Origin of the sequence: Leekyejoonella antrihumi (assembly GCF_007845645.1) — a bacterium.
Taxonomy (GTDB): domain Bacteria; phylum Actinomycetota; class Actinomycetes; order Actinomycetales; family Dermatophilaceae; genus Leekyejoonella; species Leekyejoonella antrihumi.
The window spans coordinates 216588-238289 of the sequence record NZ_VCQV01000003.1; the positions used below are offsets into that span (position 1 = coordinate 216588).

The 21702-nt window shown below is 68.1% G+C and carries 27 protein-coding genes; 16 read left to right on the top strand and 11 right to left on the bottom strand.

What is annotated here, in order from left to right; translation table 11 throughout:
- Positions 1-42 precede the first annotated feature (42 nt).
- From FGL98_RS03625 to FGL98_RS03650, 6 genes are all read right to left on the bottom strand, one after another.
- Positions 43-537: a GNAT family N-acetyltransferase gene (locus FGL98_RS03625; protein ID WP_146315289.1), complete on the bottom strand. Its 495-nt coding sequence runs from the start codon at positions 535-537 to the stop codon at positions 43-45.
- A 505-nt stretch (positions 538-1042) separates the two neighbouring features.
- The gene (locus tag FGL98_RS03630; protein WP_146315290.1) at positions 1043-1864 is read right to left on the bottom strand and encodes an AAC(3) family N-acetyltransferase; all 822 of its coding nucleotides are present in this window, start codon (positions 1862-1864) and stop codon (positions 1043-1045) included.
- A 336-nt stretch (positions 1865-2200) separates the two neighbouring features.
- Positions 2201-2665 (bottom strand): GNAT family N-acetyltransferase, encoded by a 465-nt coding sequence (locus tag FGL98_RS03635; RefSeq protein WP_146315291.1) that lies wholly within the window; start codon positions 2663-2665, stop codon positions 2201-2203.
- The gene (locus FGL98_RS03640; protein WP_246136353.1) at positions 2666-2989 is read right to left on the bottom strand and encodes a 4a-hydroxytetrahydrobiopterin dehydratase; all 324 of its coding nucleotides are present in this window, start codon (positions 2987-2989) and stop codon (positions 2666-2668) included.
- Between the two features lie 105 nt (positions 2990-3094).
- Entirely contained in the window at positions 3095-3820 is a 726-nt protein-coding gene (locus FGL98_RS03645; RefSeq protein WP_146315292.1) for a class I SAM-dependent methyltransferase, read from the bottom strand.
- Positions 3821-3897: 77 nt separating this feature from the next.
- Positions 3898-4422: a GNAT family N-acetyltransferase gene (locus tag FGL98_RS03650; RefSeq protein WP_146315294.1), complete on the bottom strand. Its 525-nt coding sequence runs from the start codon at positions 4420-4422 to the stop codon at positions 3898-3900.
- Between the two features lie 342 nt (positions 4423-4764).
- Between FGL98_RS03650 and FGL98_RS03655 the strand changes: the two genes are divergently transcribed.
- Both FGL98_RS03655 and FGL98_RS03660 read left to right on the top strand, forming a co-directional pair.
- On the top strand, positions 4765-6075 hold the full coding sequence (locus FGL98_RS03655; RefSeq protein ID WP_146315296.1) for a reverse transcriptase family protein: 1311 nt from the start codon (positions 4765-4767) through the stop codon (positions 6073-6075).
- 132 nt (positions 6076-6207) lie between these two features.
- The gene (locus tag FGL98_RS03660; protein WP_186525958.1) at positions 6208-7008 is read left to right on the top strand and encodes a class I SAM-dependent methyltransferase; all 801 of its coding nucleotides are present in this window, start codon (positions 6208-6210) and stop codon (positions 7006-7008) included.
- A 67-nt stretch (positions 7009-7075) separates the two neighbouring features.
- Here the strand turns inward: FGL98_RS03660 and FGL98_RS03665 are convergent, their stop codons facing one another.
- The 3 genes from FGL98_RS03665 to FGL98_RS03675 form a co-directional block, all read right to left on the bottom strand.
- On the bottom strand, positions 7076-7324 hold the full coding sequence (locus tag FGL98_RS03665; RefSeq protein WP_146315300.1) for a lamin tail domain-containing protein: 249 nt from the start codon (positions 7322-7324) through the stop codon (positions 7076-7078).
- Positions 7325-7515: 191 nt separating this feature from the next.
- Positions 7516-7932, bottom strand: a complete 417-nt coding sequence (locus FGL98_RS03670) for a DUF302 domain-containing protein (RefSeq protein WP_186525959.1) — start codon at positions 7930-7932, stop codon at positions 7516-7518.
- A gap of 23 nt (positions 7933-7955) precedes the next feature.
- On the bottom strand, positions 7956-8984 hold the full coding sequence (locus FGL98_RS03675) for an SLAC1 family transporter (RefSeq protein ID WP_146315304.1): 1029 nt from the start codon (positions 8982-8984) through the stop codon (positions 7956-7958).
- 143 nt (positions 8985-9127) lie between these two features.
- On the opposite strand from FGL98_RS03675, the gene FGL98_RS03680 reads away from it, so the two are divergent.
- On the top strand, positions 9128-10057 hold the full coding sequence (locus tag FGL98_RS03680) for a LysR family transcriptional regulator (RefSeq protein ID WP_146315306.1): 930 nt from the start codon (positions 9128-9130) through the stop codon (positions 10055-10057).
- Between the two features lie 30 nt (positions 10058-10087).
- On the opposite strand, the gene FGL98_RS03685 is transcribed toward FGL98_RS03680, so the two are convergent.
- A complete protein-coding gene (locus tag FGL98_RS03685; protein ID WP_146315308.1) occupies positions 10088-10510 on the bottom strand; it encodes a MarR family winged helix-turn-helix transcriptional regulator in 423 nt (140 codons plus the stop codon).
- A gap of 191 nt (positions 10511-10701) precedes the next feature.
- On the opposite strand from FGL98_RS03685, the gene FGL98_RS03690 reads away from it, so the two are divergent.
- The 4 genes from FGL98_RS03690 to FGL98_RS03705 all read left to right on the top strand — a co-directional run bounded on the left by FGL98_RS03690 (position 10702) and on the right by FGL98_RS03705 (position 13299).
- Positions 10702-11322, top strand: a complete 621-nt coding sequence (locus FGL98_RS03690; RefSeq protein ID WP_146315310.1) for a hypothetical protein — start codon at positions 10702-10704, stop codon at positions 11320-11322.
- A gap of 58 nt (positions 11323-11380) precedes the next feature.
- Positions 11381-12154: an SDR family NAD(P)-dependent oxidoreductase gene (locus FGL98_RS03695; RefSeq protein WP_146315311.1), complete on the top strand. Its 774-nt coding sequence runs from the start codon at positions 11381-11383 to the stop codon at positions 12152-12154.
- Between the two features lie 164 nt (positions 12155-12318).
- Positions 12319-13092: a COG4280 domain-containing protein gene (locus tag FGL98_RS03700; protein ID WP_146315313.1), complete on the top strand. Its 774-nt coding sequence runs from the start codon at positions 12319-12321 to the stop codon at positions 13090-13092.
- Between the two features lie 3 nt (positions 13093-13095).
- Positions 13096-13299 carry a hypothetical protein gene (locus FGL98_RS03705; RefSeq protein WP_146315314.1) on the top strand — a complete coding sequence of 68 codons (204 nt, stop codon included), beginning with the start codon at positions 13096-13098 and terminating at the stop codon, positions 13297-13299.
- A gap of 51 nt (positions 13300-13350) precedes the next feature.
- Here FGL98_RS03705 and FGL98_RS03710 read toward each other — a convergent pair whose 3' ends face one another.
- Positions 13351-13911, bottom strand: coding sequence for a Chromate resistance protein ChrB (locus FGL98_RS03710; protein WP_146315315.1), 561 nt, complete (start codon positions 13909-13911; stop codon positions 13351-13353).
- 255 nt (positions 13912-14166) lie between these two features.
- Between FGL98_RS03710 and FGL98_RS03715 the strand changes: the two genes are divergently transcribed.
- The 9 genes from FGL98_RS03715 to FGL98_RS03755 all read left to right on the top strand — a co-directional run bounded on the left by FGL98_RS03715 (position 14167) and on the right by FGL98_RS03755 (position 21685).
- Positions 14167-14547, top strand: a complete 381-nt coding sequence (locus FGL98_RS03715; RefSeq protein ID WP_146315317.1) for a YciI family protein — start codon at positions 14167-14169, stop codon at positions 14545-14547.
- Between the two features lie 52 nt (positions 14548-14599).
- A complete protein-coding gene (locus tag FGL98_RS03720) occupies positions 14600-15157 on the top strand; it encodes a GNAT family N-acetyltransferase (RefSeq protein ID WP_146315318.1) in 558 nt (185 codons plus the stop codon).
- Between the two features lie 81 nt (positions 15158-15238).
- Complete coding sequence (locus FGL98_RS03725) at positions 15239-16639, top strand: serine hydrolase domain-containing protein (RefSeq protein ID WP_146315320.1); 1401 nt, start codon at positions 15239-15241, stop codon at positions 16637-16639.
- A 165-nt stretch (positions 16640-16804) separates the two neighbouring features.
- Positions 16805-17872 carry a MalY/PatB family protein gene (locus FGL98_RS03730; protein WP_222431996.1) on the top strand — a complete coding sequence of 356 codons (1068 nt, stop codon included), beginning with the start codon at positions 16805-16807 and terminating at the stop codon, positions 17870-17872.
- Between the two features lie 108 nt (positions 17873-17980).
- On the top strand, positions 17981-18331 hold the full coding sequence (locus tag FGL98_RS03735) for a YciI family protein (protein WP_222432004.1): 351 nt from the start codon (positions 17981-17983) through the stop codon (positions 18329-18331).
- Positions 18328-19554 (top strand): RNA polymerase sigma factor, encoded by a 1227-nt coding sequence (locus FGL98_RS03740; protein ID WP_146315321.1) that lies wholly within the window; start codon positions 18328-18330, stop codon positions 19552-19554. The genes FGL98_RS03735 and FGL98_RS03740 overlap by 4 nt, the downstream gene beginning before the upstream one ends.
- A 200-nt stretch (positions 19555-19754) precedes the next feature.
- Positions 19755-20321 carry a heme-binding beta-barrel domain-containing protein gene (locus FGL98_RS03745; protein ID WP_222431997.1) on the top strand — a complete coding sequence of 189 codons (567 nt, stop codon included), beginning with the start codon at positions 19755-19757 and terminating at the stop codon, positions 20319-20321.
- 99 nt (positions 20322-20420) lie between these two features.
- Entirely contained in the window at positions 20421-21173 is a 753-nt protein-coding gene (gene pepE / locus FGL98_RS03750) for a dipeptidase PepE (protein ID WP_146315324.1), read from the top strand.
- A complete protein-coding gene (locus FGL98_RS03755) occupies positions 21170-21685 on the top strand; it encodes a putative immunity protein (protein ID WP_146315326.1) in 516 nt (171 codons plus the stop codon). The genes pepE and FGL98_RS03755 overlap by 4 nt, the downstream gene beginning before the upstream one ends.
- Positions 21686-21702: the final 17 nt, after the last annotated feature.

Sequence of the window (21702 nt, forward strand, 5' to 3'; positions counted from 1 at the left end):
ATCGGCATTCGGTGACGCTGCCGGGAGCTGTTGAAGCAAGGGTCACTGGCGAATCAGGTCGCGGCGAAAGCGGCTGCCGTGCTCGCCTCCCAGTTCGGAGGGATCGGCCGGACCGTCCAGGACGAAACCGGCATTGATCAAGACCTTGCGCGACGCCACGTTGTGGTCTGACGTCGCCGCGACGAGGGTACGCAGGCCAAGCCCTGACGCTACCGCACAGAGGTTGCGGACGGTTGCGGTCGCGACGCCGCGCCCGGCGGCGTGCTGCGCCAGCCGATAACCCACTGTTGCGGCACCACGGTCGAGATCGTAGAGGTTGAACCTGCCGATCACCGCACTGTCGTCGTCCACCAAGACGTAGAACGCGCACGTGCCCTCACGCTGCTCGGCCAGCAGGCGATCAAAATCCTCATTGAACTGATCGAAGAACGCGTCACCGCGATCGGAGACCGACGCGGCGAAATAAGCGCGGTTCTCCACCTCGAAGGCCAGTACCGCTGGGCTGTGATCGGCGCGTAACCGCTCGAGCGTGGGCACCACCTGACCGTGGCACAACTCCAGACTGAGGCACGACTCAATTTTCGCGGACACCTTGCTATGAGCCACCTGGGACATACACCGATGGAGGATCGCTCTTCGAGCGCGGCACTCGGTGCGTCGAGTGTTGCGCGTGTGTCAGGTGGGTCGCGTGCCCTCGGGGGCCTGAGCGTCAACGTCTGCCCAGACTTCGGACATTTCGGCGATGAGTCCATCTCGCAAGGTGATGAAGGTAGCCACCTGGAAGTGCTGAAGCTTTTCGCCCACGTACCCGGTGACATGGGCGCGTCCCGCCGCTCGAGAAGCGACAGCAACGCATTCGTGGAGGACAAGATGGTCGGCCTGGCAGCATTCCGCATGGCCAAAGAGGGCCTATGCGGCATGATGCCCGCGCGCGCCAGCCTCCTGCGACAAATCCGCGGTCCGGGCTCAGCCCATGTTTCAGCAACTGCTAGAACCTTTGCTCGGCGCGCAAACCAGTCCAGCCCACTCCATATCAGGCCATCTACAAGTCGTGATCGATGAGCTCGGCGAGGCGGTGGCCGGCGAAGGACACGAGGTCCTTGGCGGGGAGCAAGACAGTTCGTGCACCGCCGACCTGGACCGGATGGATGCCCGCGTGGCGTTCGTAGTCGCGTCCGACCACCGGGAAGTGCGTGTCGTTGTCGTCGCCGACGTCGAGGGTCTCCCACCAGATGCGTTCGCCGTCGACCATCACCGGGAACCGGCGCAGTTTCAGGCGTGGCCGCTCAATCAACGACTCGGCGTGATGCAAGAAGCTGTTGCGGTTGTGCCCGACCCCCACCAACAGGATCCAGCCTCCCAACTGCAGCAACCGATCGAACGGAGAGCGGCGGCCCAACGCGAAGTTCAACGGCTGCCCGGCCACGATGTCACCGGCGCGGGCACCCAGTGCCGCGACCGAGGCCTGCGGGTGCCGGCTGCGCACGGACCCGGGCGTGAGCCGTATCGCCTCGGCGACTGCTCCCATCGGTGAGGGCAACCCCGGAGTGAACAGCGGCACCTGCTCGCGCAGGGTCCGCACCTTCTCCTCCGGGACGGCACGGATCGACGGGTGCGGGTCGGTGACCTGCGGGGTGAACGCCGGAGCCACCAATGTGCCGTCAGGCCCGACCGCGGTGCGCAAGCTGCGCACGACAGTCTCCGCCCCGCCCTGGACCCGACCGATGCTCGACAGTGCCGAGTGAACGATCACGTTCATGCCCGGTTCGACGCCAGCCTCGCGCCATTGGGAGAGTAGGCTGTCGTGCTCCCACTGTGGCCCGTCTCCGGACCCGATCACACCCGGCTGAAGATGCCCTGCCATCACCAAAGAATCTCACCACACGCCGCGATTCGCATCGCCCCAACCGGACCACGCTGTCCGCCCGTCCCGCCGCGCCGTAACGAGATTCGGTGTCCTCGAGCGCGCAACGAACTCAGTGCCTGACGCCGTGGACAGCGGTGGCCATTGCGCGACGACCAACTGGCCCGGTCACGCATCTCTCGGCCGGCGCGCCATACGTCCACCGAGCGGCAACCTGTGGCGATTGCCCCAGACCTGGCCCGATCGTCAGACAGGTCGGCCCCCGTTCCGCAGGGGTGGGGCGACGGCGCTGCGACACATTCCGGAAGTAGGTTGAAGCCGTTGGGGTTCCGGTAGCTAACGCGACGGGGCCACGCGCCGGCGCATCACCGTGTTCTTCAGGCCCTTGGGCCGGATGAAGTCGAAGCCGGCGCGCTCGTAGACGGCCTTCGTGCCGTTGTAGAGGAACGACGATGACAGTCGTCGCTCTCCCGGGATGTGGGGGTAGCCCTCGACGATGCCGCCGCCCGCTTGCGCGATCAGGTCGAGCGCACCCTGCAGGGCGATGGCCACCAGACCGTGCTGGCGGAACCGTTTGTCGACGAAGATGCAGGTGATCCGGTAGTCGGGGGTGAGGTCCTGCTCCGCGAGATACTGCTTGCGGTGGTGGATGTCGGGCAGCTCGGCCGGGGTGCCGTACTCCGCCCAGGCGATCGCCTCCTGGCCGTCCGCGCAGTCACGCACGACCAGCGCCGCGAAGAGGTCCCACGTATCCGGGGTCAGCGCCTGGATCGTCGTAGAGCCCGGGTCCTGGGTCGCCATTCAATCCCTCGTCGCAGCGGACACGTCGACGCAGATGACTCCCTTATCGCCGTCCTGCTGGGTGACCCATTCGAGGACGTGTTCGGTGCCCTCGCTGTCGCGGTAGATGGCGTCGTCGGTGACCAGTTTGAGGTCGACGTGCCCCTTGCCGATCGACACGCGCGGGTGATGGCCGAGGGTGTCACCTGCCTCGCCCACCGCGGCGACGAACCGTGCGCCGGCGCCGAAGTCATCGACCAGGTAGCGGGCAGGTAGCCCCTGAGCCGGCTTGCGCCAGTCGATCAGGTTGGCCTCGGCGATCCGCTCTCCCATCAGCATGTCCATGTTCGGGGACCCTACCTGCGATTCAGCCGCAGCACTCGTGCTTCGCGACAACGAACCACTCGCAACACGTCAGAGCGAGACGGTCGTCAAGCCGATGGCGAGCCTCTACTGGCGACGTTGAGCGAGGAATACATACTCTGCGCCTGGACGGTCGGGAGCCTGTCGCACGTCGACCGTGACGAAACCGGCATCGGTCAAGCTCGCGTCGATCTCTTCTCGGGAACGAAAGCGCAGCGTCGACTCCGAGGAGACCTCACTGCGGTCCGGGAACGTGTAACTGTGCTGGAAGGAAACCAGTGGAAGGTCGACCCGAGTCACGGTTCTGCGGTGCGCCACCGTGCCGGTGCCCGGGATCTGCATGGTTGCCTCATCGGAGTCGTTCTGCCAGCGCTCCCACGCCCGAAAATCCGGGCGCCGGGTTTCAAAGACAAGATGGCCACCCACGCGAAGCACTCCGCGAAGACTTGTCAGGGTGGCCGACCAGGCGTCGTCGGTGAGGAAGACCTGCGCGACGTTGCCGGTCATGACGGCAACGTCGACCTGCACGGTCGGCAGGCAGCTGTGGTCGCACTGGACCCAGTTCACCCGTTCGGCGCCGGGCTTGCCTCGTGCCACGTCCAAGGAAGCGCCGGCCGGGTCGATGCCGGTCACCTCGACGCCACGCTCAGCCAACAGCAACGCAAAGGAGCCCGTGCCGCATCCCAGGTCCAGCACCGAGGCCGCGCCGAGCTCACTGACGATGGCCGCGTATGGATCGAGGTCGTCGCGGGCGCCGTCGAAGACGTCGTAGAGCGCAGCCAATCGTGGGTCACCGAATATCGCATCAACCACAGTCCCGCACTGTAGGCCAGGGACGCTGGCCGGCTGCAGCAAGCGCAATAAACATGTACCGCGGGCTGTTCAGCGCGTCACGGGTTTTCCCACGCGACGTCCACCGAGCGTCGGTCGGTGAGGTTGATCCAGTACCGCCGGGCGAGGCCGCGTCCGTCATCGACGATCTGCTCGAGCACGCCGCCGCAGCGCTCGATCGTCTTGCGCGATGCGAGGTTCTCATCGCGGCATACAAGAAGGACCTGCGCCAAGCCAAGGTTCCCGGCTCGTTTCAGCACCTGATCCAGCGCCCAGGTCGCGACTCCTCGCCCGCGAGCCGATGGCCGGATGCCATAGCCGATGTGACCCACGCGTTGCACCCAGTCGTCGGTGTGCGCTCGTAGCACGATGCCACCAAGGACGGCGTCCTCATCGACGATCCACCACAGGTGACCTGGCCGCGAATGCAGCCAGTCGACCCAGGCTCCAAAACCCTCGACGCTGTCCACCTCGTCGTTCGGCCCCACCCCAAACCCGTCCTCGTGCTGCCCGGGCCCCCATTCGCGATGCGACTCCTGCCAGGCCGCGCGACGGGCCACATTCGGCAGCACAAGTTCCAGCACCCTTGCAGCCTATCCAGGGTGAACGACTCCGATGCGGCCTCGCGACCACGTCCACATGTGTCACCGGCGCTACTCACCGGTCCGGTGCAACCGGTACGGGAGCGCGGCGCAGTCACTGCGGTGGGCCTGCGGTCTCGATTACTGTGTGGCTGTGCGGCAGCGTGGTTTCGAGACGGGTGACCGGCGCGCAGCGTCGGTTCACCTCTCCGGGGTTACCCCGGGGGTTACCGGTACGTCCGGGCACTGCACCGCGCGCGAGCGGCTGCGCTTCGCGGCAGGAAGTCGCGCGCACGACAGGACAGGTCGAACAGCGCTGCCGCACACCGAGGCCTCCTAGGGCGCATGCGGGCCGATCTCGCGCGGGCCCTGGCGGGCGGCTTCCTGGCGGCGGAATGGACGCGCCCCGGGCTGGTGGACGGCGGCGCAGTCGTGCTGGGCCGGCGGGTGCGCTGGATGCCCGCGCTGACCCGGCAGGTCCTGGCGCTGTACCCGCGGCCGCCGCTGGACCGACCACGCGAGCTGGCCGCAATCATCTCGACCCGTCCGGCCGCCGCGCAGGCCGGACGGGCACGGCCGATGGCTCACCCCTTGGCCCCGGTGCGCATGGTCAGCAATCCGTGGCGCCTGGTCGTGCTGCACGATCTGGCCGAGGTCGGGTCTCTGCTGGGGCTGAGTCAGCCGGAGCTGGCCTGGTTCTCCGACCCGCGGCACTGGTCACGCACCGCGCAGCAAGTGCCGCTGCAGCACTACCGCATCAGCAGTCGGACCGCGCCGAGCGGAGCGATCCGCGTCCTGGAGGCGCCCAAACGTCACCTCAAGGCGATCCAACGGCAGCTCCTTCAGGAGATCGTGGGGCGGATTCCACCGCACGAAGCCACCCACGGTTTTCGGGTAGGTCGCTCGGTCGGCTCCTACGCCGCTCCGCACGCCGGCCGGGCAGTCGTGATCCGGTCCGATCTCGAGGGCTTCTTCGCCAGCGTGACCGTGGGACGTGTATACGGGGTGCTGCGTACCGCCGGCTACCCCGAGCCCGTCGCTCACTGTCTCGCGGGTCTAATGACGACGGTCCTTCCCCTGAGCGCTTGGCGCAAGATCCCACGGCCAACCGATCCCGTTCTGCTCGACGCGCATTGGCGCTTGGGCCGGCGGTTAGCCGCGCCGCACCTGCCGCAAGGAGCCCCGACCTCCCCGGCGCTTGCCAACCTGGCCGCCTACCGGATGGACATTCGGCTCGACGCATTGGCGCTCTCCTGGGGGGGTCAGTACACCCGCTATGCCGACGACATCGCGATGTCCGGTGATCGCGGCTGGGGGCCGGCGGCCGACCGCATTCTTGGCATCGTTGCGGAGATCGCCCGAACCGAGGGCTTCCGACTGAATGCGCGCAAGACCGGCGTCCTGCCTCAGGCCGGTCGCCAGGTCCTCGGCGGCCTCGTGGTCAACGACCGGCCGCACGTGTCCAGGGCGGAGGTGGACGTGCTGCGTGCGACGCTCCACAACTGCATCCGCCACGGACCCAGCACCCAGAACCGCCAGAATCGGACGGCTTTTGAACAGTATCTGCAGGGCCGGATCGCCTGGGTCGCTCAGCATGACCGGGACCGGGGAGCCCGACTGCGAACCCAGTTCGATGCCATCGACTGGACCAGGTGAGACCGCGCGACGACGACTGGGCCTGGCATGAGCTGTCAACGGCGCGCACCCACGCAGTGGCACAGTCATTGCGACGTGCTGCCGACCGAACTGCTGGACGCGGAGGGTGTCATCCTGGGAAGAATGGGGGGTATGACGGAGAACCTGCGGTGGTGGGACGAGCGTGCGAGGCTGCACGGCGACGACCCGGTCTACGACACGTCGGCGTTCCTGACCGGCCACTCCACGCTCTACGCAATCGACCACGAGACCACTGGGGAGGTCACCGGTCAGGACGTGATCCACCTGCAGTGCCACACCGGCATGGACACGCTGTCCTGGCTGCGAGCCGGGGCGTGCCGGGTGGTCGGCGTCGACTTCTCGCCGGTCGCGATCGACAAGGCAACCGCGCTCGCCCAGAGCGCCGGACTCGCCGACCGCGCGCAATTCCACGTCGCCGACGCTCTGGACCTGCCTCGCGACCTGCGGGGGTGCTTCGATGTCTGTTACGCGAGCCGCGGGGTGCTGTGCTGGATCGACGACCTGGACCAGTGGATGCGCCAAGCCGCGGGGGTGCTGAGACCCGGTGGCCGGCTCGCGCTGATCGACATGCATCCGCTCTTTCTGATGGCCGACTCGGTGGACCCGCTGGTCTTCGACTTCCCCTATGCGGCGGACGGGCCACAACGATTCGACGACCAGGCCGGCTCCTACGCAGCGATCGACGCCACCACCGAGCACAACTCCACGACGGAGTACGGCCACTCCCTCGCCGAGGTCGTCACCGCGGCGATCGCGGCCGGTCTGACGATCGACCAGCTCGGCGAGCACCTCGCCGTGGAGACCGACGGTCCTCGAGGACTCGCCACCCGCGAGGGTGACGGCCTGATGCGCTGGCGGTACACCGGCCAGCCGCTCCCGATCATGTTCAGCCTCCGCGCCCTGAAGGCCTGACACGGACCCTACAACCGATCATCGTTCGAAGCACCGCGCCCGGCCGTGCGGTCGCCAGGGTGAGAGGTCAGCTGTGGACGGTCACCATCTTGCCGGCCGTCAGCCGGAACGTCTTCGGGAAGCGGTAGGTGTGCTTGCTCCCACGGTCGTGGACGAGATAGGTCGACAGGCTGATCGTCTTCTTCGAGACGTTCTTGACCTGGACGTACTCCCGGTTGAGCCGCGTCGTCGTGTAGGGCATGTCCGGTCCTGGCTGATCGGCGTAGAACCTGCCGAACTTCAGGGTCGGCGTGGCGGCGTCCGCGGGCAACGCCACGGTGCCTGTCAGGCTGGCGGCGACGACTGTGACGGCGAGGGTTGGGCAAGGCGACGCATGACGGTGGTCTCTCGGCGATTCGGATCGTGCGGCGTGCTCGCCGGTGCCCGAATCGTATGATGCCGCAATCGTCTTCGTGTGGCGTTCACCGGATCCGACAGGTGATTCTCGGCACAGGGCGCGCACAGCGGTCACCGTCCACTTGCGACGGCTGAGCTCAGCGCATCGGTGAGGGCCTCGATGCCTGCCAGCTTGGCCGTCAGATCCGGGGTGAGGCCGTAGCGTCGCGCGATCTCGGCCGGCACCGTGTAGGTGATGCCGGTCCGGTCGCCGTCCGCCCAGATCAGGGTCTTCAGCGGCAGGTCCAGGGCGGCGAGCGGGGCGTCGGCCATCACGGCCGTGCCCATGCCTGGGTCGCCGAAGATCACGAGCACGGTCTCGCGCAGCTCGAGTCCGACCCGCCGGGCCTCGGCGGACTGGTCGATGGTGGCAAACAGCCGCATTCCCTTGGCCTTGATGAGTTCGGTGAGCAGCGACACCGTGTCGCCGACGGAGCGAGCACTGTGCTTGGTGACGACGGATGACTCGTCGGCTGCCGAGTGGGACATCGGGGGTCCTTCCATGGGGTCGGTCATCGTGCGTCTGTCGTGCTCGGCGTGTGCGGGAGTGCGCGGACTGGCGGCGTTGCAGGCGTGCTCGGCTGGGCGGGCAACAGCTGCCCACGGAGGATCGCGCGCACGGTGCGCGCGCCGATGCCGCCGATGAGCACGGTGACGGCCGCAATCAATAGGTACTGCCAGATGCGATAGCCGACCGGTTGGGTGCTTTGCAGCCACACGATGCCGATGGCGTCGACGGCCGCCCAGCTGAACGTGAAGGACCAGGTCCCGGACGTGAAGGTGAGTCGTCTGTATACGGGCAGGAGACGCAGCTGCGCGAGCACCATGAGCAGGCCGTAGCCGGCGAGCAAGGCCATGACGACGTCGAGCCGGTGACCCTGGATGTCGAACCAGGCCAGGCCGGCGACGGCCGCGGGCGCTACCTCGATGGCCAGCGTCGGCTGCAGGGCCGCGGGCAGCATCGGCCGGAACAACAGGCGGCCCAGAATAAGCGACCCCAGGACGATCCAACAGAGAACGCCGAGCCCGAACATCGCCTCGGCGAGACGGTGCTGGCCGACGATCGCGGCGCCGTCGGCGGCGATGAGGCCGCCCGCGACGGTTGGCAGGAAGTAGCCGGGGTGGATGCGGTCGAGATCGAGCGGGTAGTAGATCCACTGACCGGTGAACCAGGCGCCGAGCAGGACCGTGAGGATCAGGAACAGGTCGGTGATCACCCGGCCGGTGCCGGGGGCGTGGGGGTAGAGACCGAGCGCGGCAAGGAGCATGGGGGTGATCAGCGCGAGCGAGGCCAACGGCCCCGCCGACGGGTCGAGCAGGTCGGCGGTGAAGGCGGCCAGGGTCGACTTCGCCGTGCCGAGGTAGGCCAGGTAGGCCGCACCTACGATCACCCAGGCCGCCGCGGCGACGAGCAGGATCACCTCGCCGATCGCGGCGGGAGCGTGGTGGAAGTCGGCCAACACGGACCAGGCCTCTCCCAACCCGGCCAGACCGAACGGGATACCGAAGAAGTTCAGCGGGATCTTCGCAGTGCGTTTCATGGTCGCCCTCGCCTCGATGGTTCTGCCTGTTTCGATCATGCAGCGCACCGGATGGGCGAAAAAGGGCGAAACCGGGAACGCGTTCATCGGGTGGATCGATGAATCGGCGTCCTGGTATGCCGCCGCGACGGTAGGTTCGGGGAGTGGAGTTGCGTCAACTTGAGGCGTTCGTCGTGGTCGCCACCGAGCTGCACTTCAGCCGCGCGGCCGAGAAGCTGACCATCGGCCAGCCGACCCTCAGCGACCTCATCCGTCGCCTGGAACGCGAGCTCGGCACGCCGCTGTTCATCCGCACGACCAGGCGTGCTGTCCTGACCGAGGCGGGCGCGGAGCTGCTGAAGCTCTCCACCAGGATCCTCGCCGACGTCGCCGCCGCATCCTATGCGGTCTCGCGGATCGCCCACGGGGACGAAGGAACCGTGCGGGTGGGGATGACCCCGCCCGTCGCCCCGGTCCTCGCCCCAGCCCTGACGGACGGCTTCTCCGATGCGAACCCAGGCATCGTGGTCGCGTTCACCCAGCTGTGGCTGCCCGCGCTGCTCCACGCCGTCGTCGAGGGCACCGTCGACGTGGCCATCACCTGCGGGCTCCTCAAGCAGTCCGACGGGCTGACCACCGAGTTGCTCTGCTCCCAGCCGCTGCTCGTGGGGCTACGCCGCGACCACCGACTCGCCGACCACGAAGCGGTGCGGCTGGCCGACCTGGCCGATGATCGTCTCGGCACGACCGCCGAATCCCTCTTCCCCGCTTGGGCGCTCGCGCAGCGGCAGGCACTGGCCACCGCCGGCATCAGCCCGTCAGAGGTACCGCTGGCCATGACAGAGCTGGCGGCGAACCGCTGGCAGGACCAGCCCGAGGTCGACTGGATCATGCTCATCGAGTCGCTGATCCCTGGCCACCCCGACACCGTGATCCGACCTGTCACACCGCAGCTGGACGTCCCGTTCACATTGCAGTGGAACGCCGGTGGCATGCGGTCTCCGGCCGTGGCCCGATTCGTTCGCCATGCCCTCACCGCAGACCTCCCGCCCGGATGGACCACGGGACCTACGCGTCACCAACTCGAGACGTAGCGCGGCTCGGGCGACCCGCGCCGGATCGAATCACACGTTTGCCTGCAGCCGCTTCAGTAGGTCGGCGAGTACATCCAGCTCCTGCGCGGTCAGACCGGCGCGCAGTCGTTTGTCGAACGCGGTGGCGGTGCCACGGAGGCGGTGGAACGTGTTCTCACCGGCCTCGGTCAGTTCGACGCGCTGAATGCGCCTGTTGCTCGGGTCGCGGCGGCGGACCAGCAACCCGTCGGCTTCCATCGCGTTGAGATGGTGCGTCAAGGTGGCTCCGGTGATCCCGACCGCGGCGGCAAGATCCCGCTGATTACCCGGGTCGCCCCGCTTGATCGAGATGAGGATCAGCCAGACGGGCAACGACCCGCCGGCACCGGCGAGGGCGTCGTCGAACGCGCGGCGCACGGACTTGGCAGTAGCGGCCAGGTGCAGTCCCAGCGGTGGGGTCTTGGGTGCGGGCACCGCGTCAGCATAGCAAACCGTTCGCCGTCAAAACAATTGACATCAAAGGATTAGGTATCTAACGTTCTTGTATGAAAGATGCCATGATCAACCCCGGCCCGAAGTACAATCCGCCCTCATTCGAACCCCCGCCAGGGACGGGTTGGCTGCATCTCGGAGCGTCTGTGGCGCCTCCCGCTCATGGGCCCATCGTGCGTCGGGAATCCGGACGTACGGCCCTGCTTGCCCGCCTGATCGGCCTGGCCGACGAGCTGCGGAAGCGGCCGGAGGTAAGGCAGGCGACCGTATTCCGCGCGGTGCTGATCCCGCCCGTCGGCGGGCGCCTCACCCGACCGGCCCGATTCGACGTCGCCGTACTCGTGCAGACCGTCTCGTCCGACACCTTGGCGTCGGTGCGCAGCGACCCGGCGTTCACCGCCCTCGACGGCGCCCTGCGTGGCGCGAGCAGCAACGTCCATGTCATGGCCGCCCGGTGCGCCCGCCTGCTGGCTCCCGTCGACCACACCCGGGACGGACTGTTCCTGTTCAACTACTTTGCCTCAGCGGACGGCCGACTGGACACCGAGGCCGCGATCAACGTGTGGGAGCACCTGGCCGCCTGGTACATCGCGCAGACCGGCCTGACCAACTCGGCGCTGCTGGCCCCGACGGGCCCGTGCGACTACGTCCTGGTCAATCACGCCCGCTGGGACACCGGCCTGCCCACGCTGGCGGCGCGCCAGTTCAGCAAGAGGACATTCCATACCTACGTGCGCGCCAACCTGCGCGACAACCACCTGATCGCCATGCCCGCCCTGTACCGGCTTGCCTGATGGTCGAGGAGAGCCCGATGTTCGATCCCCACCCGCCGGTGCTTTCGCGGTGGCATCGATGAGCGCCATACCGACCGGTGACCTCGCCGGCCGCGTGGCCCTGGTCACCGGAAGCTCACGCGGCATCGGCGCAGTCATCGCTGCCGACCTTGCGCAGCACGGCGCCGCGGTAGCCGTGCACGGTCGTGACGCAGCGGCGACCTCGGCGGTCGCTGCCGGCATCCAGCGCGGCGGCGGCACTGCCATCGCCGTGACAGGCGATGTCACCCGCAGCTCCGATCTCGATCACATCCGCGAACAGGTGCAGGCGACAGTCGGACCCGTCGATGTGCTGGTTGCCAACGCCGGCGGCAGCCACATCGCCCCCGGGCCGATCGAGAGCATCACCGAGGACGACTGGCGTGCTGTCATCGACGGCAACCTGCTGGCGACCTTCCTGACCCTGAAGGCCTTCTTGCCCGGTATGAAACAGCGCCGCCGCGGCAGCATCATCACGCTCGGTTCCTCGGCAGGCAGGCGAGCCAACGGCCTTGCGCCCGCCCCCTACAGCGCCGCCAAGGCGGGGGTCATCCTGCTCACCCAACAGGTCGCCGCCCAGGCAGGGCCCTTCGGGGTCCGCGCCAACTGCCTCGCGCCGGAGACGATCCTCACCGAATCACTCCGATCCCGCATCCCACCCGCGAAACAGGAGGCCATGGCCGGTGCCCACCCGCTCCGACGACTGGGCACGCCGGACGATGTTGCGGACGCCGCCACGTTCCTCGCCGGCGAGCGATCCGCTTGGATCACCGGTGCGGTCCTCGACATCACCGGAGGAGCCGCACTGGTCTGAGCACCACGCCTCCAGAGGCCGGCCGCATGCCGACCACCGACGATGCCAGAGGCACCCGTACAACCTCATCGCAGTCAATCACTCGTGCCGAATCTGATCTAACATCTGTTAATAACACACCGGCCGCGCTTTGCGGCCGTCAGCCAAGGAGGTCAGTGAATCCCATGACGGGACTTGCATTGTTTCTAGCGGTCTTTCTCGCCTGCATCGTCGAGGCCGTCGAGGCCCTGACGATCATCCTGGCGGCCGGCACCGCACGAGACTGGCGCTCGGCGCTGACCGGGATGGGGGCGGCCCTCGCCACGCTCGCCGTCATCGTCGCGGTGCTGGGTCCGGCCATCACGATGATCCCCTTGACCGGGTTGCGGCTGGTCGTCGGAGGCCTGCTGCTGATCTTCGGGATCGGCTGGCTCCGCAAGGCGATCCTGCGGGCCAGCGGCAACAAGGCCCTGCATGACGAGGACGCCGCGTTCGCCGCCGAGGAGGCGGCAGCCCGCGCCGCCGCCTCCGAGCAGCGGCCCCTCGTCGGCGACTGGTACGCGTTCACCCTCTCCTTCAAGGGCGTGCTCCTCGAGGGGCTCGAAGTCGTCTTCATCGTGCTCACCTTCGGCAGCAACCAGCACAACATGCCGCTCGCGGCAAGCGCGTCGGTCGCCGCCGTGGCGGTCGTGGCGATCTCTGGCATCGCGGTGCGCGCACCGCTGGCCCGCGTGCCGGAGAACAGCATGAAGTTCGTGGTCGGCGCGATGCTGACCTCGTTCGGCATGTTCTGGGGCGCGGAAGGCGCCGGCGCCTCCTGGCCAGGAGGCGACGCCGCACTGCTGGTGATCGTGCCTGTCGTGCTTCTCGTCGCGCTCGGGTATGTCGCCGTGTTCCGGCGCCGTGAGCAGGGCCCCCGCACCGTAGGTGCCGCCGCAACCACTAGTCAAGGAGTCTGAGACATGAGCAAAATCAAGGCATTCGGGATGTTCTGGTGGGACTTCATCGTTGGCGACGACTGGCTCGTCGCCGTGGCCGTCGTGCTCGGGCTGGCGGTCACCTATCTGCTGGCGCACGGTGTCGGTGTGGCCGCCTGGTGGCTGATGCCGCTCCTGGTGACCGTGCTCCTGCCAATCAGCATTCGGCGCCTGATGCCGAAACGTTGAGCAGGATCGGGCGGGGTGGGAGCAAGCCGCCCGGCGCTCCCGCCCTACCCGTCAGGCCTCGTCGCCGTCCTCTTCGTAGACGCGTGCCGCGTAGGCCTCCAGCGCTTCGCTGCACGCCTGCAGGGCCGCCGTCGTCTTCTCCCGGAACGGCGCACGGAATGTGTCCCGGGCGATGACCTTGTCCATCCATCCGCGCAACTTCACCAGCTCGACCTCGTTCTCCTCAAGCTCGCCATAGGTGAAGTGCGCCTCCGCATACTCCTTCTCCAGCCCGGTGTGGAAGTCGTTGCACTTGTCCAGGATCTCCTCGTACTCGGCGTCGCGAGCCTTCTGGAACAGTGCCATGATCGCGGCGCTGCCCACCAGCGCGTCGGCACTGAGCAGCAACGCGGAGCCATCCATGTCCAGGATCTCCCGGCGCAGCTTGCGCAGCGCATGCTCAGACGTCTTCCCGGCGGGCATCGCCGCAACGGAGTTCTGCAGGTATACGGCGCCCATCGACCGCAGCCGCCGCCACACCGTCGCGCGCAGCCGCGTCGGCTCGGACGGCACTCGATAGACCAGAACCAACCAGCTCGGCTCACTCGGCGTGGACGCGGAAACCTCACTCATGTCGCAAGCATGCCTGCTGCCCCGGCCGTGGCGGCCTCCCAGGGGTGAGACAGGGCCAATCTTCACCGGCCGGCTGAGCAGCCGCCCAGACACGTGACGCGTCGATCCGCCCATCCGGGTCCGTTCGACACAATTATCCGGCAGGCTGTCGTATCGAGACGCCGGCGTTCGTGGAACCAGTGGCGACGGCCGCCCGGGCCGCCGGTGGCAGAGGCGTTCAGGCGGACCCTCGTCCAGGACCAGAAGGAGACAGCGATGACCGAATACCTGATCACGTTCAATGATGAGTGGGTGCCCGACCACACGGTGGAGCAGCTGGCCGAGAAGAGCGCGGCGGTCCGGCCGGTGATCGAGGAGATGCAGGCCGCCGGTGTCCTGATTTTCACCAACGGTGGCCTCGACCGGTCAACCGCGGTGTTCAGCGTCGAGAAGGTCGACGGGGAGCCGGTCTTCACCGATGGGCCGTACGTCGAGACCAAGGAGCACCTTGGCGGCTTCGCCGTCGTGGACGTCGCCGATGACGCGGCGGCGCGGCACTGGGCCGGCAAGCTCGCGACCGCGCTCGACTGGCCGCAGGAGGTTCACCGGTTCCGAGGCCCCGGACAGACCCACTTGGGACATGTCGGGAAGGAGTGAGGGAGGCGCAAATTCAGTTGCTGCGGCGCGGCCTGCCTGGTGTGCTGACCTGGTGACCGACCTGCACACCGAGAGACTGGTCCTGCACCCGATCGACGCCGCCGAGGCGGCCCGGATCGTGGCGCGGCAGCCCTCCGGCGAGGACTCGTGGGCGCAAGACTTCCCCTTCGAGGGGGACCTCATCGGGGTCACCGCCTTTCTGCGGGCCGTGGCCGCGGGCGGCGACCCACATCCCTTCGGGCACTACCGGATCGCCCGGGCCGCCGACGGGAAAGCCATCGGCGGGATCGGCTTCAAGGGCCGGCCGGACGGTGGGTCCGTCGAGATCGGCTACGGGCTGACCCCGAGCGCGCGCGGGCACGGAGTTGCGGCGGAAGCCGCTCGAGCGCTCGTTGCGCTCGCCGCGCAGCGAGGCGTGTCCCGCGTGATAGCCGACACGGACAAGGTCAACATTGCGTCCCAGCGCACCCTCGAGCGGGCGGGTTTCACGCGGGTTGCCGCGAACGGCGACCTCTACCGCTACGAGATCCTGATCGTCGGAGACCGTGCATCCGCAGGTAAGGCGGTCGTTGTCACGGATCACTTGGGCTGCACGAGTCGGATTTCGTAGGCGACGATCGCGGCCTGGAGCCGGTCGCGTGTCGCCTGGTGATGGTTGGATCAGTTGATTCGAGACTGCGTGGAGGCTGGGATGGGTCGGAGCGAAGAGGTGCGACGGCGCCTGGACCAGGACCTGCCGCGCCTCGCCGGGGTGCACGACGTGCCGGGGGTGTCCGCGGCTGTCCTGGTCGATGGGCAGGTGGTGGAGGCCACTTCGGGCGTGGTGAATCTGCGGACCGGGGTCCGGGTGACCCCCGATGCCTTGTTCATGATCCAGTCGATTACCAAGGTCTGGACCGCCACGTTGGTGATGCAGCTGGTCGACGACGGCCTGGTCGTGTTGGACGTTCCGGTGCAGGCTTACCTACCGGGCTTCCGCACCGCCGACACGCAGTCCAGCGCCCAGATCACCGTGCGGCACCTGTTGACGCACACCGGCGGGTTCGAGGGCGACATCTGGGCGCCGACTACGTGCGGAGACGATGCGCTGGAGCGGTTCGTCGAGGATCTCGTCTCACAGGCTCCGCAGCATTCCCGACCCGGCGAGCTGTATTCGTACTGCAGCGCCGGCTATGGGGTGCTCGGCCGACTGGTCGAGGTGTCTCGTGAGGTGCCGTACGACCGCGCGCTGCGGCACTACCTTGCGAATCCCCTTGGCATCGAGGAGATCGCGTTCTGCGCTGATGAGGCGTTGGCGTTCCGCACCGCCATCGGTCACGTTCGTCCCAGCACCGGCGCGGCTCAACGACCGGTGAAGCGGTGGGCGGTGATGCCCGCCTCCAACCCTGCTGCCGGCAACCAGCTGGCCATGTCGGCACGGGCCCTGCTCGCGTTCGGGCGTATGCACGTGAATGACGGCCGGAGCGTCGACGGCACACGCGTGCTCTCGGTCAACGGTGCGCGGGCGATGTGGGAATGGCAGGTCGACCACCGGGCCGTGACCGGTGCACCCACCGGTCACGGGCTCGGCTGGATGCTCGCGGAGGGTCTGGTCGGGCACGGTGGCGACACGATCGGCGTGACGGCCACGCTGCAACTGGTGCCCGATCGGCGCATGGCGGTCGCGATGCTGGCCAATGGGGGCGCCGCGGGTCGGCTCTTCAACGACCTGCTGGAGTCTCTGCTCGCCGACCTGGCCGGCATGGTGTCGGCGCCGCCGACACCACCGGCCGATGCCGGTGCCCGCATATCCGAGCCCTGGCGGTATGTCGGTCGTTACCAGACCCGTCCGGATCACCATGAGGTGACGTTCGACGACGACGGTGTGCTCCGGCTGACGACCTCAGCGCAGAACGAGACCCTCGCGATGGCCGCCGCTGCCGGCATCACGGCCGAGCCTGAGCGACACGAGCTGCGCCGGGTCGCGGGTGACACCTTCGTGATGACCGACCACTCAGGGGCGACCGCAGGAGCCGTCGAGTTCATCGGTGACGACGGCACCGGGCGGGCACAGTTCCTGCACACCGGTCGGGCCGCCCCACGGGTCGACTAGCGGCGGACGCTATTGCCGCCGCAGACACCACTATGTACGGTGACCACAAGTGCCCTCCTCTTCGATGCGGGGATCCCTATGCCGACCATACGTTTTCCCTCTCTCGCCGAACTTCAGGACCGACTCAGCGCCAAGTGGACAACCCACCCGGCCGGGGTCCTTCCGATGACGATTGCCGAGATGGACGTGGCCCTCGCGGAACCGGTGGCGGCCGCGCTGGCCGATGCGATTCGGCGCTCCGACACCGGATACTTCGGTGGCAGCCAGGGGCTCGGTGAGGCGTTCGCGGAATTCTCCCGCGATCGGTGGGGGTGGGTCGTTGACCCGAACCGGCTGAAGGCGGTCACCGATGTCGGAGTCGGGGCGGTGGAGCTCCTACGCCGCCTGGGCGCGAACAGGAAGAAGGTTGCGTTCAGCCCGCCGGTCTACCCACCGTTCTTCGACTGGGTGCGGGAGGCAGGCGGCACCCTTGCAGAGGTTCCGCTGGCCCGGGACGGTGCGTCCTGGCGGCTCGATCTGGACGCGCTGGACGCGGCATTTGCCGGTGGCATTGCCGCCTACATCCTGTGCAATCCGCACAACCCGGTCGGACGGGTGCACCGACGCCAGGAGCTTGAGCGCCTCGTGCAGAGCGCCCGCCGTCACGGTGTGGCCATCGTCAGCGACGAGATCCATGCGCCCCTGGCCCTCGACCCGGACGGCTTCACCCCGCTGCTCGCACTCGACGCCGCCGCCGACGTGGGCTACGCCCTCGTCTCGGCCAGTAAGGGCTGGAACCTGGCCGGCCTCAAGTGCGCTGCCGTGGTGACCGCCTCGTCGCAGACCGCCGCCGTCGTCGACGGGTTCCCGCCCGACACGCAGTGGCGCGTCGGGCAGCTGGGAGTGATCGGCTCGGTCGCCGCCTACCGGTCCGGTGCCGGTTGGCTCGATGCCCTGATCGTCGAGCTGCGCCGGAAACGGGACCTGCTCGCCGACCTCATCGACACCGAACTGCCCGGCGTGGTCTGGGACCGTCCCGAGGCCGGCTACCTGGCCTGGCTGGACTGCTCCGGCGTGTTTCCACAGTTGGACGCCAGAGACGAGTTCCTGCGGGCCGGGGTTGCCTTGGAGCCGGGTGCGCGATTCGGGGGATCGGCGGGCGAGTTCGTCCGCCTCAACTTCGCGACCTCTGACGATGTCCTCGAGGAGGCTGTCGCTCGGATGTCCCGCGCGGTGGGTCAACGACGGGCCTGAGGATCCTGAAGAAGTCCCGGAGGCGGTGTCGGATCGGGGCAAGGGTGTTCGTTGTAGGGGTAAGCGGGTGCCCGCAGTGGGCCCCCAAACCACAGGAGATGATGCGTGATGCAGTACCTGATGTCAGTCTTCGGACCGGCCGAGATGAGCGAGTTCGGCAACTACGCCGACGAGGCGACGATGACGAAGGCGATGGCCGACACCGGCCCCTTCAACGACCGGCTGCAGGCGGGCGGACACTTCGTCTACGCCAACGGGCTCGCCTCGGCGACGACCGCGACCGTCGTCGACGGACTGGGTGAGACCCCGGTGTTCACCGACGGGCCGTACCTGGAGGCCAAGGAGTACCTCGGCGGCTTCTGGGTCATCGAGGCGGCCGACCTCGATCAGGCGCTCGCGCTCGCCGCCGAGGGATCGAAGGCATGCCGGGGCAAGGTTGAGGTGCGGCCCTTCCAGTGACGCAGGTCGAGGACGCGATCGCCCGGGCCCATCACGAGGAGTGGGCGCGGGTGGTCGCCGCTGTGGCCAGGCGGTTCGGCGATCTCGACATCGCCGAGGAGGCGGCGGCCGAAGCGTTCGCAACCGCCGTCGCGCGGTGGCGGGTCGACGGCATACCGGCCAACCCCGGTGCCTGGCTGACCACCACCGCGCGCCGCAAGGCCATCGACCGGATCCGCCGCGAGCGCAAGCGCGACGACAAGCAGGAGGAGGCTCGAATGCTGCGCGACGACGGCCCGTTCGAGCCTCGGGGCGCCATCGAGGACGATCGACTGCGGCTGATCTTCATCTGCTGCCACCCGGCACTGGCGATGGAGGCTCGCGTGGCGCTGACCTTGCGCATGGTCGGTGGCCTGAGCATGCCCGAGATCGCCCGCGCCTTCCTGGTGCAGGAGACCACCATGGGCCGGCGGATCACCCGTGCGAAGGCCAAGATCAAGGCGGCGCGCATCCCCTATCGCGTGCCGTCCACGCAGGATCTGCCGGCCCGGGTCTCCGGTGTGCTCGCCGCGCTCTTCCTCGTCTTCAACGAGGGGTACCTGGCGAGCGGCCCCGACACCGACCCCCTACGTCATGACCTGACCGCCGAGGCGATCCGACTGACTCGTCTGATCCAGTCCCTCCTGCCGAAGGACGGTGAGGTTGTCGGTCTGCTGGCCCTGATGCTTCTCACCGAGGCTCGTCGGGCCGCCCGGGTGTCGCCCAGCGGCGAGCTGGTCACCCTCGGCGAGCAGGACCGGGGCGCGTGGGACGCCGAGCTGATCGCCGAAGGTCATCGGTTGGTGCGGGAGCGCGTGGCCTCCGGGGACGCACCGGGGCGCTACCAGATCCTGGCCGCCATCAATGCCGTGCACACCTTCGCCCGCGACGCTCGTGACACGGACTGGTCGCAGGTGGTCGCGCTCTATGACCAGCTCGTGCGCCTCGACCCCTCGCCGATCGTCGCCCTGAACCGGGCCGTAGCGGTCGCCGAGCTCGACGGGCCGCAGGTGGCGCTGGCGAGCGTGGACCGCCTGGCGGACGCGTTGGCCGGCTACCACGCCTACCAGGCGACCCGAGCCGACCTGCTGCGCCGGCTGGGCCGCCGCGACCAGGCGCGCGCGGCATACGACAAGGCCATCGAGCTGGCCGGCAACACCGCCGAGACCGCCTACCTGACGCGCCGCCGCGACCAGCTGCGGTAACGCACGGCGGCGAACCAGTCACGAAGACACCGGAGTCGGGACTGCCGCAAACAGGGGCAGTTAGTGCATTCCGGCGGTGCACCGACGACCACGGTGCTAAAGTGGAAATATTCAAGTCTGGCGAGGGTGGCGCAAATCAAATAGTGATGAAGGAAGCGATGGTTATGTCGAGCGTGCAAGGCCCACAGAAACTGGGGCCCTTGACCCCGTTGGTAGGCGAGTGGGAGGGCGATGTGGGCGTCGACCTCTCGTATCACAACAAGGATGACGACACCACTGAGACGGGCTACTTCGAGCAAGCCGTGTTCAGTCCCATCCCTACCCAGGAGAACGGCCGGCAGTCCATGGAGGGCTTGCACTACAAGATGACCGCGTGGCGGCACGGCGAGGAGGCCATGGACCCGTTCCACGACGAGGTCGGCTACCTGCTGTGGGACAAGGCCAACGGGCAGGTCATGCGCAATGTCGTCTTCGGGCGAGGGATCGCGATCCTCGCCGGCAGCGATGCCGGTCTGCGTGACACAGAGCTGCACTTCGACGCGACACCGGGGGAGGCCGCGTACGGCATCCTGCAGAACAAGTACCTGCTGGAGCGTGCGGAGCTCAAGGGCTTCACGAGCGTCTTCACCTTCAACGCCGACGGGACGTTCACTCACCACTCCGACATCGTCCTGAAGCTGGCAGCGACCGGTGAGGAGATGCACCACACGGATCGCAACACGCTGGCGCGCGTCAAGCGCTATCACCCGAGCGCCCGGCTCGCCTGACGGCGGCAGCCGCATCGCCTGCGGCATACGGCACCGCCATCGGCGGCAGAGCCCGTTACCCGCTGGCGCGCACGGTGCCGGCCGAGGATACTTCCGGTGATGCGGCTACTGCTGATGTCGAACGGCTCGGCCCCCGGAGGCGAATACCTCGCCCACGCGATGTCGACGCTGCGTGAGCTGTTGGCGGGTGTCGACCGAATCGCCTTCATCGCGTATGCGCAGCTCGGCCTCGAGGAACACACCCGGGTGGTTGCGGCGGCCATGGCGCAGCTGGATGTCGAGCTGGTCGGTGTGCACCGCAGCCATCGGCCGGCCTCGATCGTGGAAGCCGCCGATGCAGTCTTTGTCGGCGGCGGCAACGCCTTTCGCCTGTTGGCTGCGCTGCACCGCTACGACCTGATCGACCCCATCCGCGCGGCAGTCCGCGATGGTGCGCCCTACCTCGGGTCCAGCGCCGGCACCAACATGGCCTGTCCGTCCCTGCGGACGACCAACGACATGCCCATTGTTGAACCGCCGACCTTCGCCGCGCTGAACCTGGTGCCCTTCCAGATCAACCCGCACTACCCAGCCACGGAAGTGATGGGAAGACATCTGGGAGAGACCCGCGATCACCGGATTGCCGAGTTCCTCGAGGAGAACGACGTCCCGGTGCTCGGCCTGCAGGAGGGCTCCTGGCTCCAGGTCGACCACGACCGAGCCAGGCTCGGCGGGGTGGCCGGTGCGCGGCTGTTCCGGCGCGAAGAGGCGCCGGTGGACCTCAAGGTGGGAGCCGACCTGAGCGACCTGCTGACGACTCTCGGCACGTTCGACTCCCCAGGGCGTGGATGCGACGATAGGGGCACACGATGATCCTGTCGAAGGTTCGCGACCCTCGCCTGGTGACGATCCGCCGAGGGGGGACTCTCACCGACGCGGACCACCACCTTCTCGCCCTGTGGGCCGCGGCGTGCGCCGAGCACGTCCTTGGCCTGTTCGAGTCGGTAGAGCCGCAGGACCCTCGACCGCGCGAGGCCATAGAGGGCGCTCGGGCCTGGGTGCGCGGTGAGGTCGGGATGATGCAGGCTCGCGCGGCGGGGGGACACGCCATGGGTGCGGCACGAGGCCTGCGCGGCCCGGCTCGGCATGCCGCATACGCCGCGGGTCAGGCCGGGGCGGTCGCCCACGTTGCCGCGCACGAGCTCGGCGCCGCCGCCTATGCGATCAAAGCCGCCCAGGCTGCCGCGCCCGCAGGTGAGAGTGCGGCTGCAACGAGGCTCGAGTGCCAGTGGCAGCGGGAGCAGCTCCCGGAGGCGATTCGCGAGCTCGTTCTCGACGACCAGCGGTTGCGCAACGACATCTGCTGGTCGGTGTTCGACTGCTGAGAGCAGAGTCGCAACCG

Coding starts and splice junctions, on each gene's coding strand:
- FGL98_RS03730 (WP_222431996.1), top strand. CDS start 16,805: ATGACGATTGCCGAGATGGACGTGGCCCTCGCGGAACCGGTGGCGGCC.
- FGL98_RS03705 (WP_146315314.1), top strand. CDS start 13,096: ATGAGCAAAATCAAGGCATTCGGGATGTTCTGGTGGGACTTCATCGTT.
- FGL98_RS03660 (WP_186525958.1), top strand. CDS start 6,208: ATGACGGAGAACCTGCGGTGGTGGGACGAGCGTGCGAGGCTGCACGGC.
- FGL98_RS03700 (WP_146315313.1), top strand. CDS start 12,319: ATGACGGGACTTGCATTGTTTCTAGCGGTCTTTCTCGCCTGCATCGTC.
- FGL98_RS03675 (WP_146315304.1), bottom strand. CDS start 8,984: ATGAAACGCACTGCGAAGATCCCGCTGAACTTCTTCGGTATCCCGTTC.
- FGL98_RS03725 (WP_146315320.1), top strand. CDS start 15,239: ATGGGTCGGAGCGAAGAGGTGCGACGGCGCCTGGACCAGGACCTGCCG.
- FGL98_RS03710 (WP_146315315.1), bottom strand. CDS start 13,911: ATGAGTGAGGTTTCCGCGTCCACGCCGAGTGAGCCGAGCTGGTTGGTT.
- FGL98_RS03755 (WP_146315326.1), top strand. CDS start 21,170: ATGATCCTGTCGAAGGTTCGCGACCCTCGCCTGGTGACGATCCGCCGA.
- FGL98_RS03735 (WP_222432004.1), top strand. CDS start 17,981: ATGCAGTACCTGATGTCAGTCTTCGGACCGGCCGAGATGAGCGAGTTC.
- FGL98_RS03670 (WP_186525959.1), bottom strand. CDS start 7,932: ATGTCCCACTCGGCAGCCGACGAGTCATCCGTCGTCACCAAGCACAGT.
- FGL98_RS03655 (WP_146315296.1), top strand. CDS start 4,765: ATGCGGGCCGATCTCGCGCGGGCCCTGGCGGGCGGCTTCCTGGCGGCG.
- FGL98_RS03695 (WP_146315311.1), top strand. CDS start 11,381: ATGAGCGCCATACCGACCGGTGACCTCGCCGGCCGCGTGGCCCTGGTC.
- pepE (WP_146315324.1), top strand. CDS start 20,421: ATGCGGCTACTGCTGATGTCGAACGGCTCGGCCCCCGGAGGCGAATAC.
- FGL98_RS03635 (WP_146315291.1), bottom strand. CDS start 2,665: ATGGCGACCCAGGACCCGGGCTCTACGACGATCCAGGCGCTGACCCCG.
- FGL98_RS03640 (WP_246136353.1), bottom strand. CDS start 2,989: ATGGACATGCTGATGGGAGAGCGGATCGCCGAGGCCAACCTGATCGAC.
- FGL98_RS03715 (WP_146315317.1), top strand. CDS start 14,167: ATGACCGAATACCTGATCACGTTCAATGATGAGTGGGTGCCCGACCAC.
- FGL98_RS03630 (WP_146315290.1), bottom strand. CDS start 1,864: ATGGCAGGGCATCTTCAGCCGGGTGTGATCGGGTCCGGAGACGGGCCA.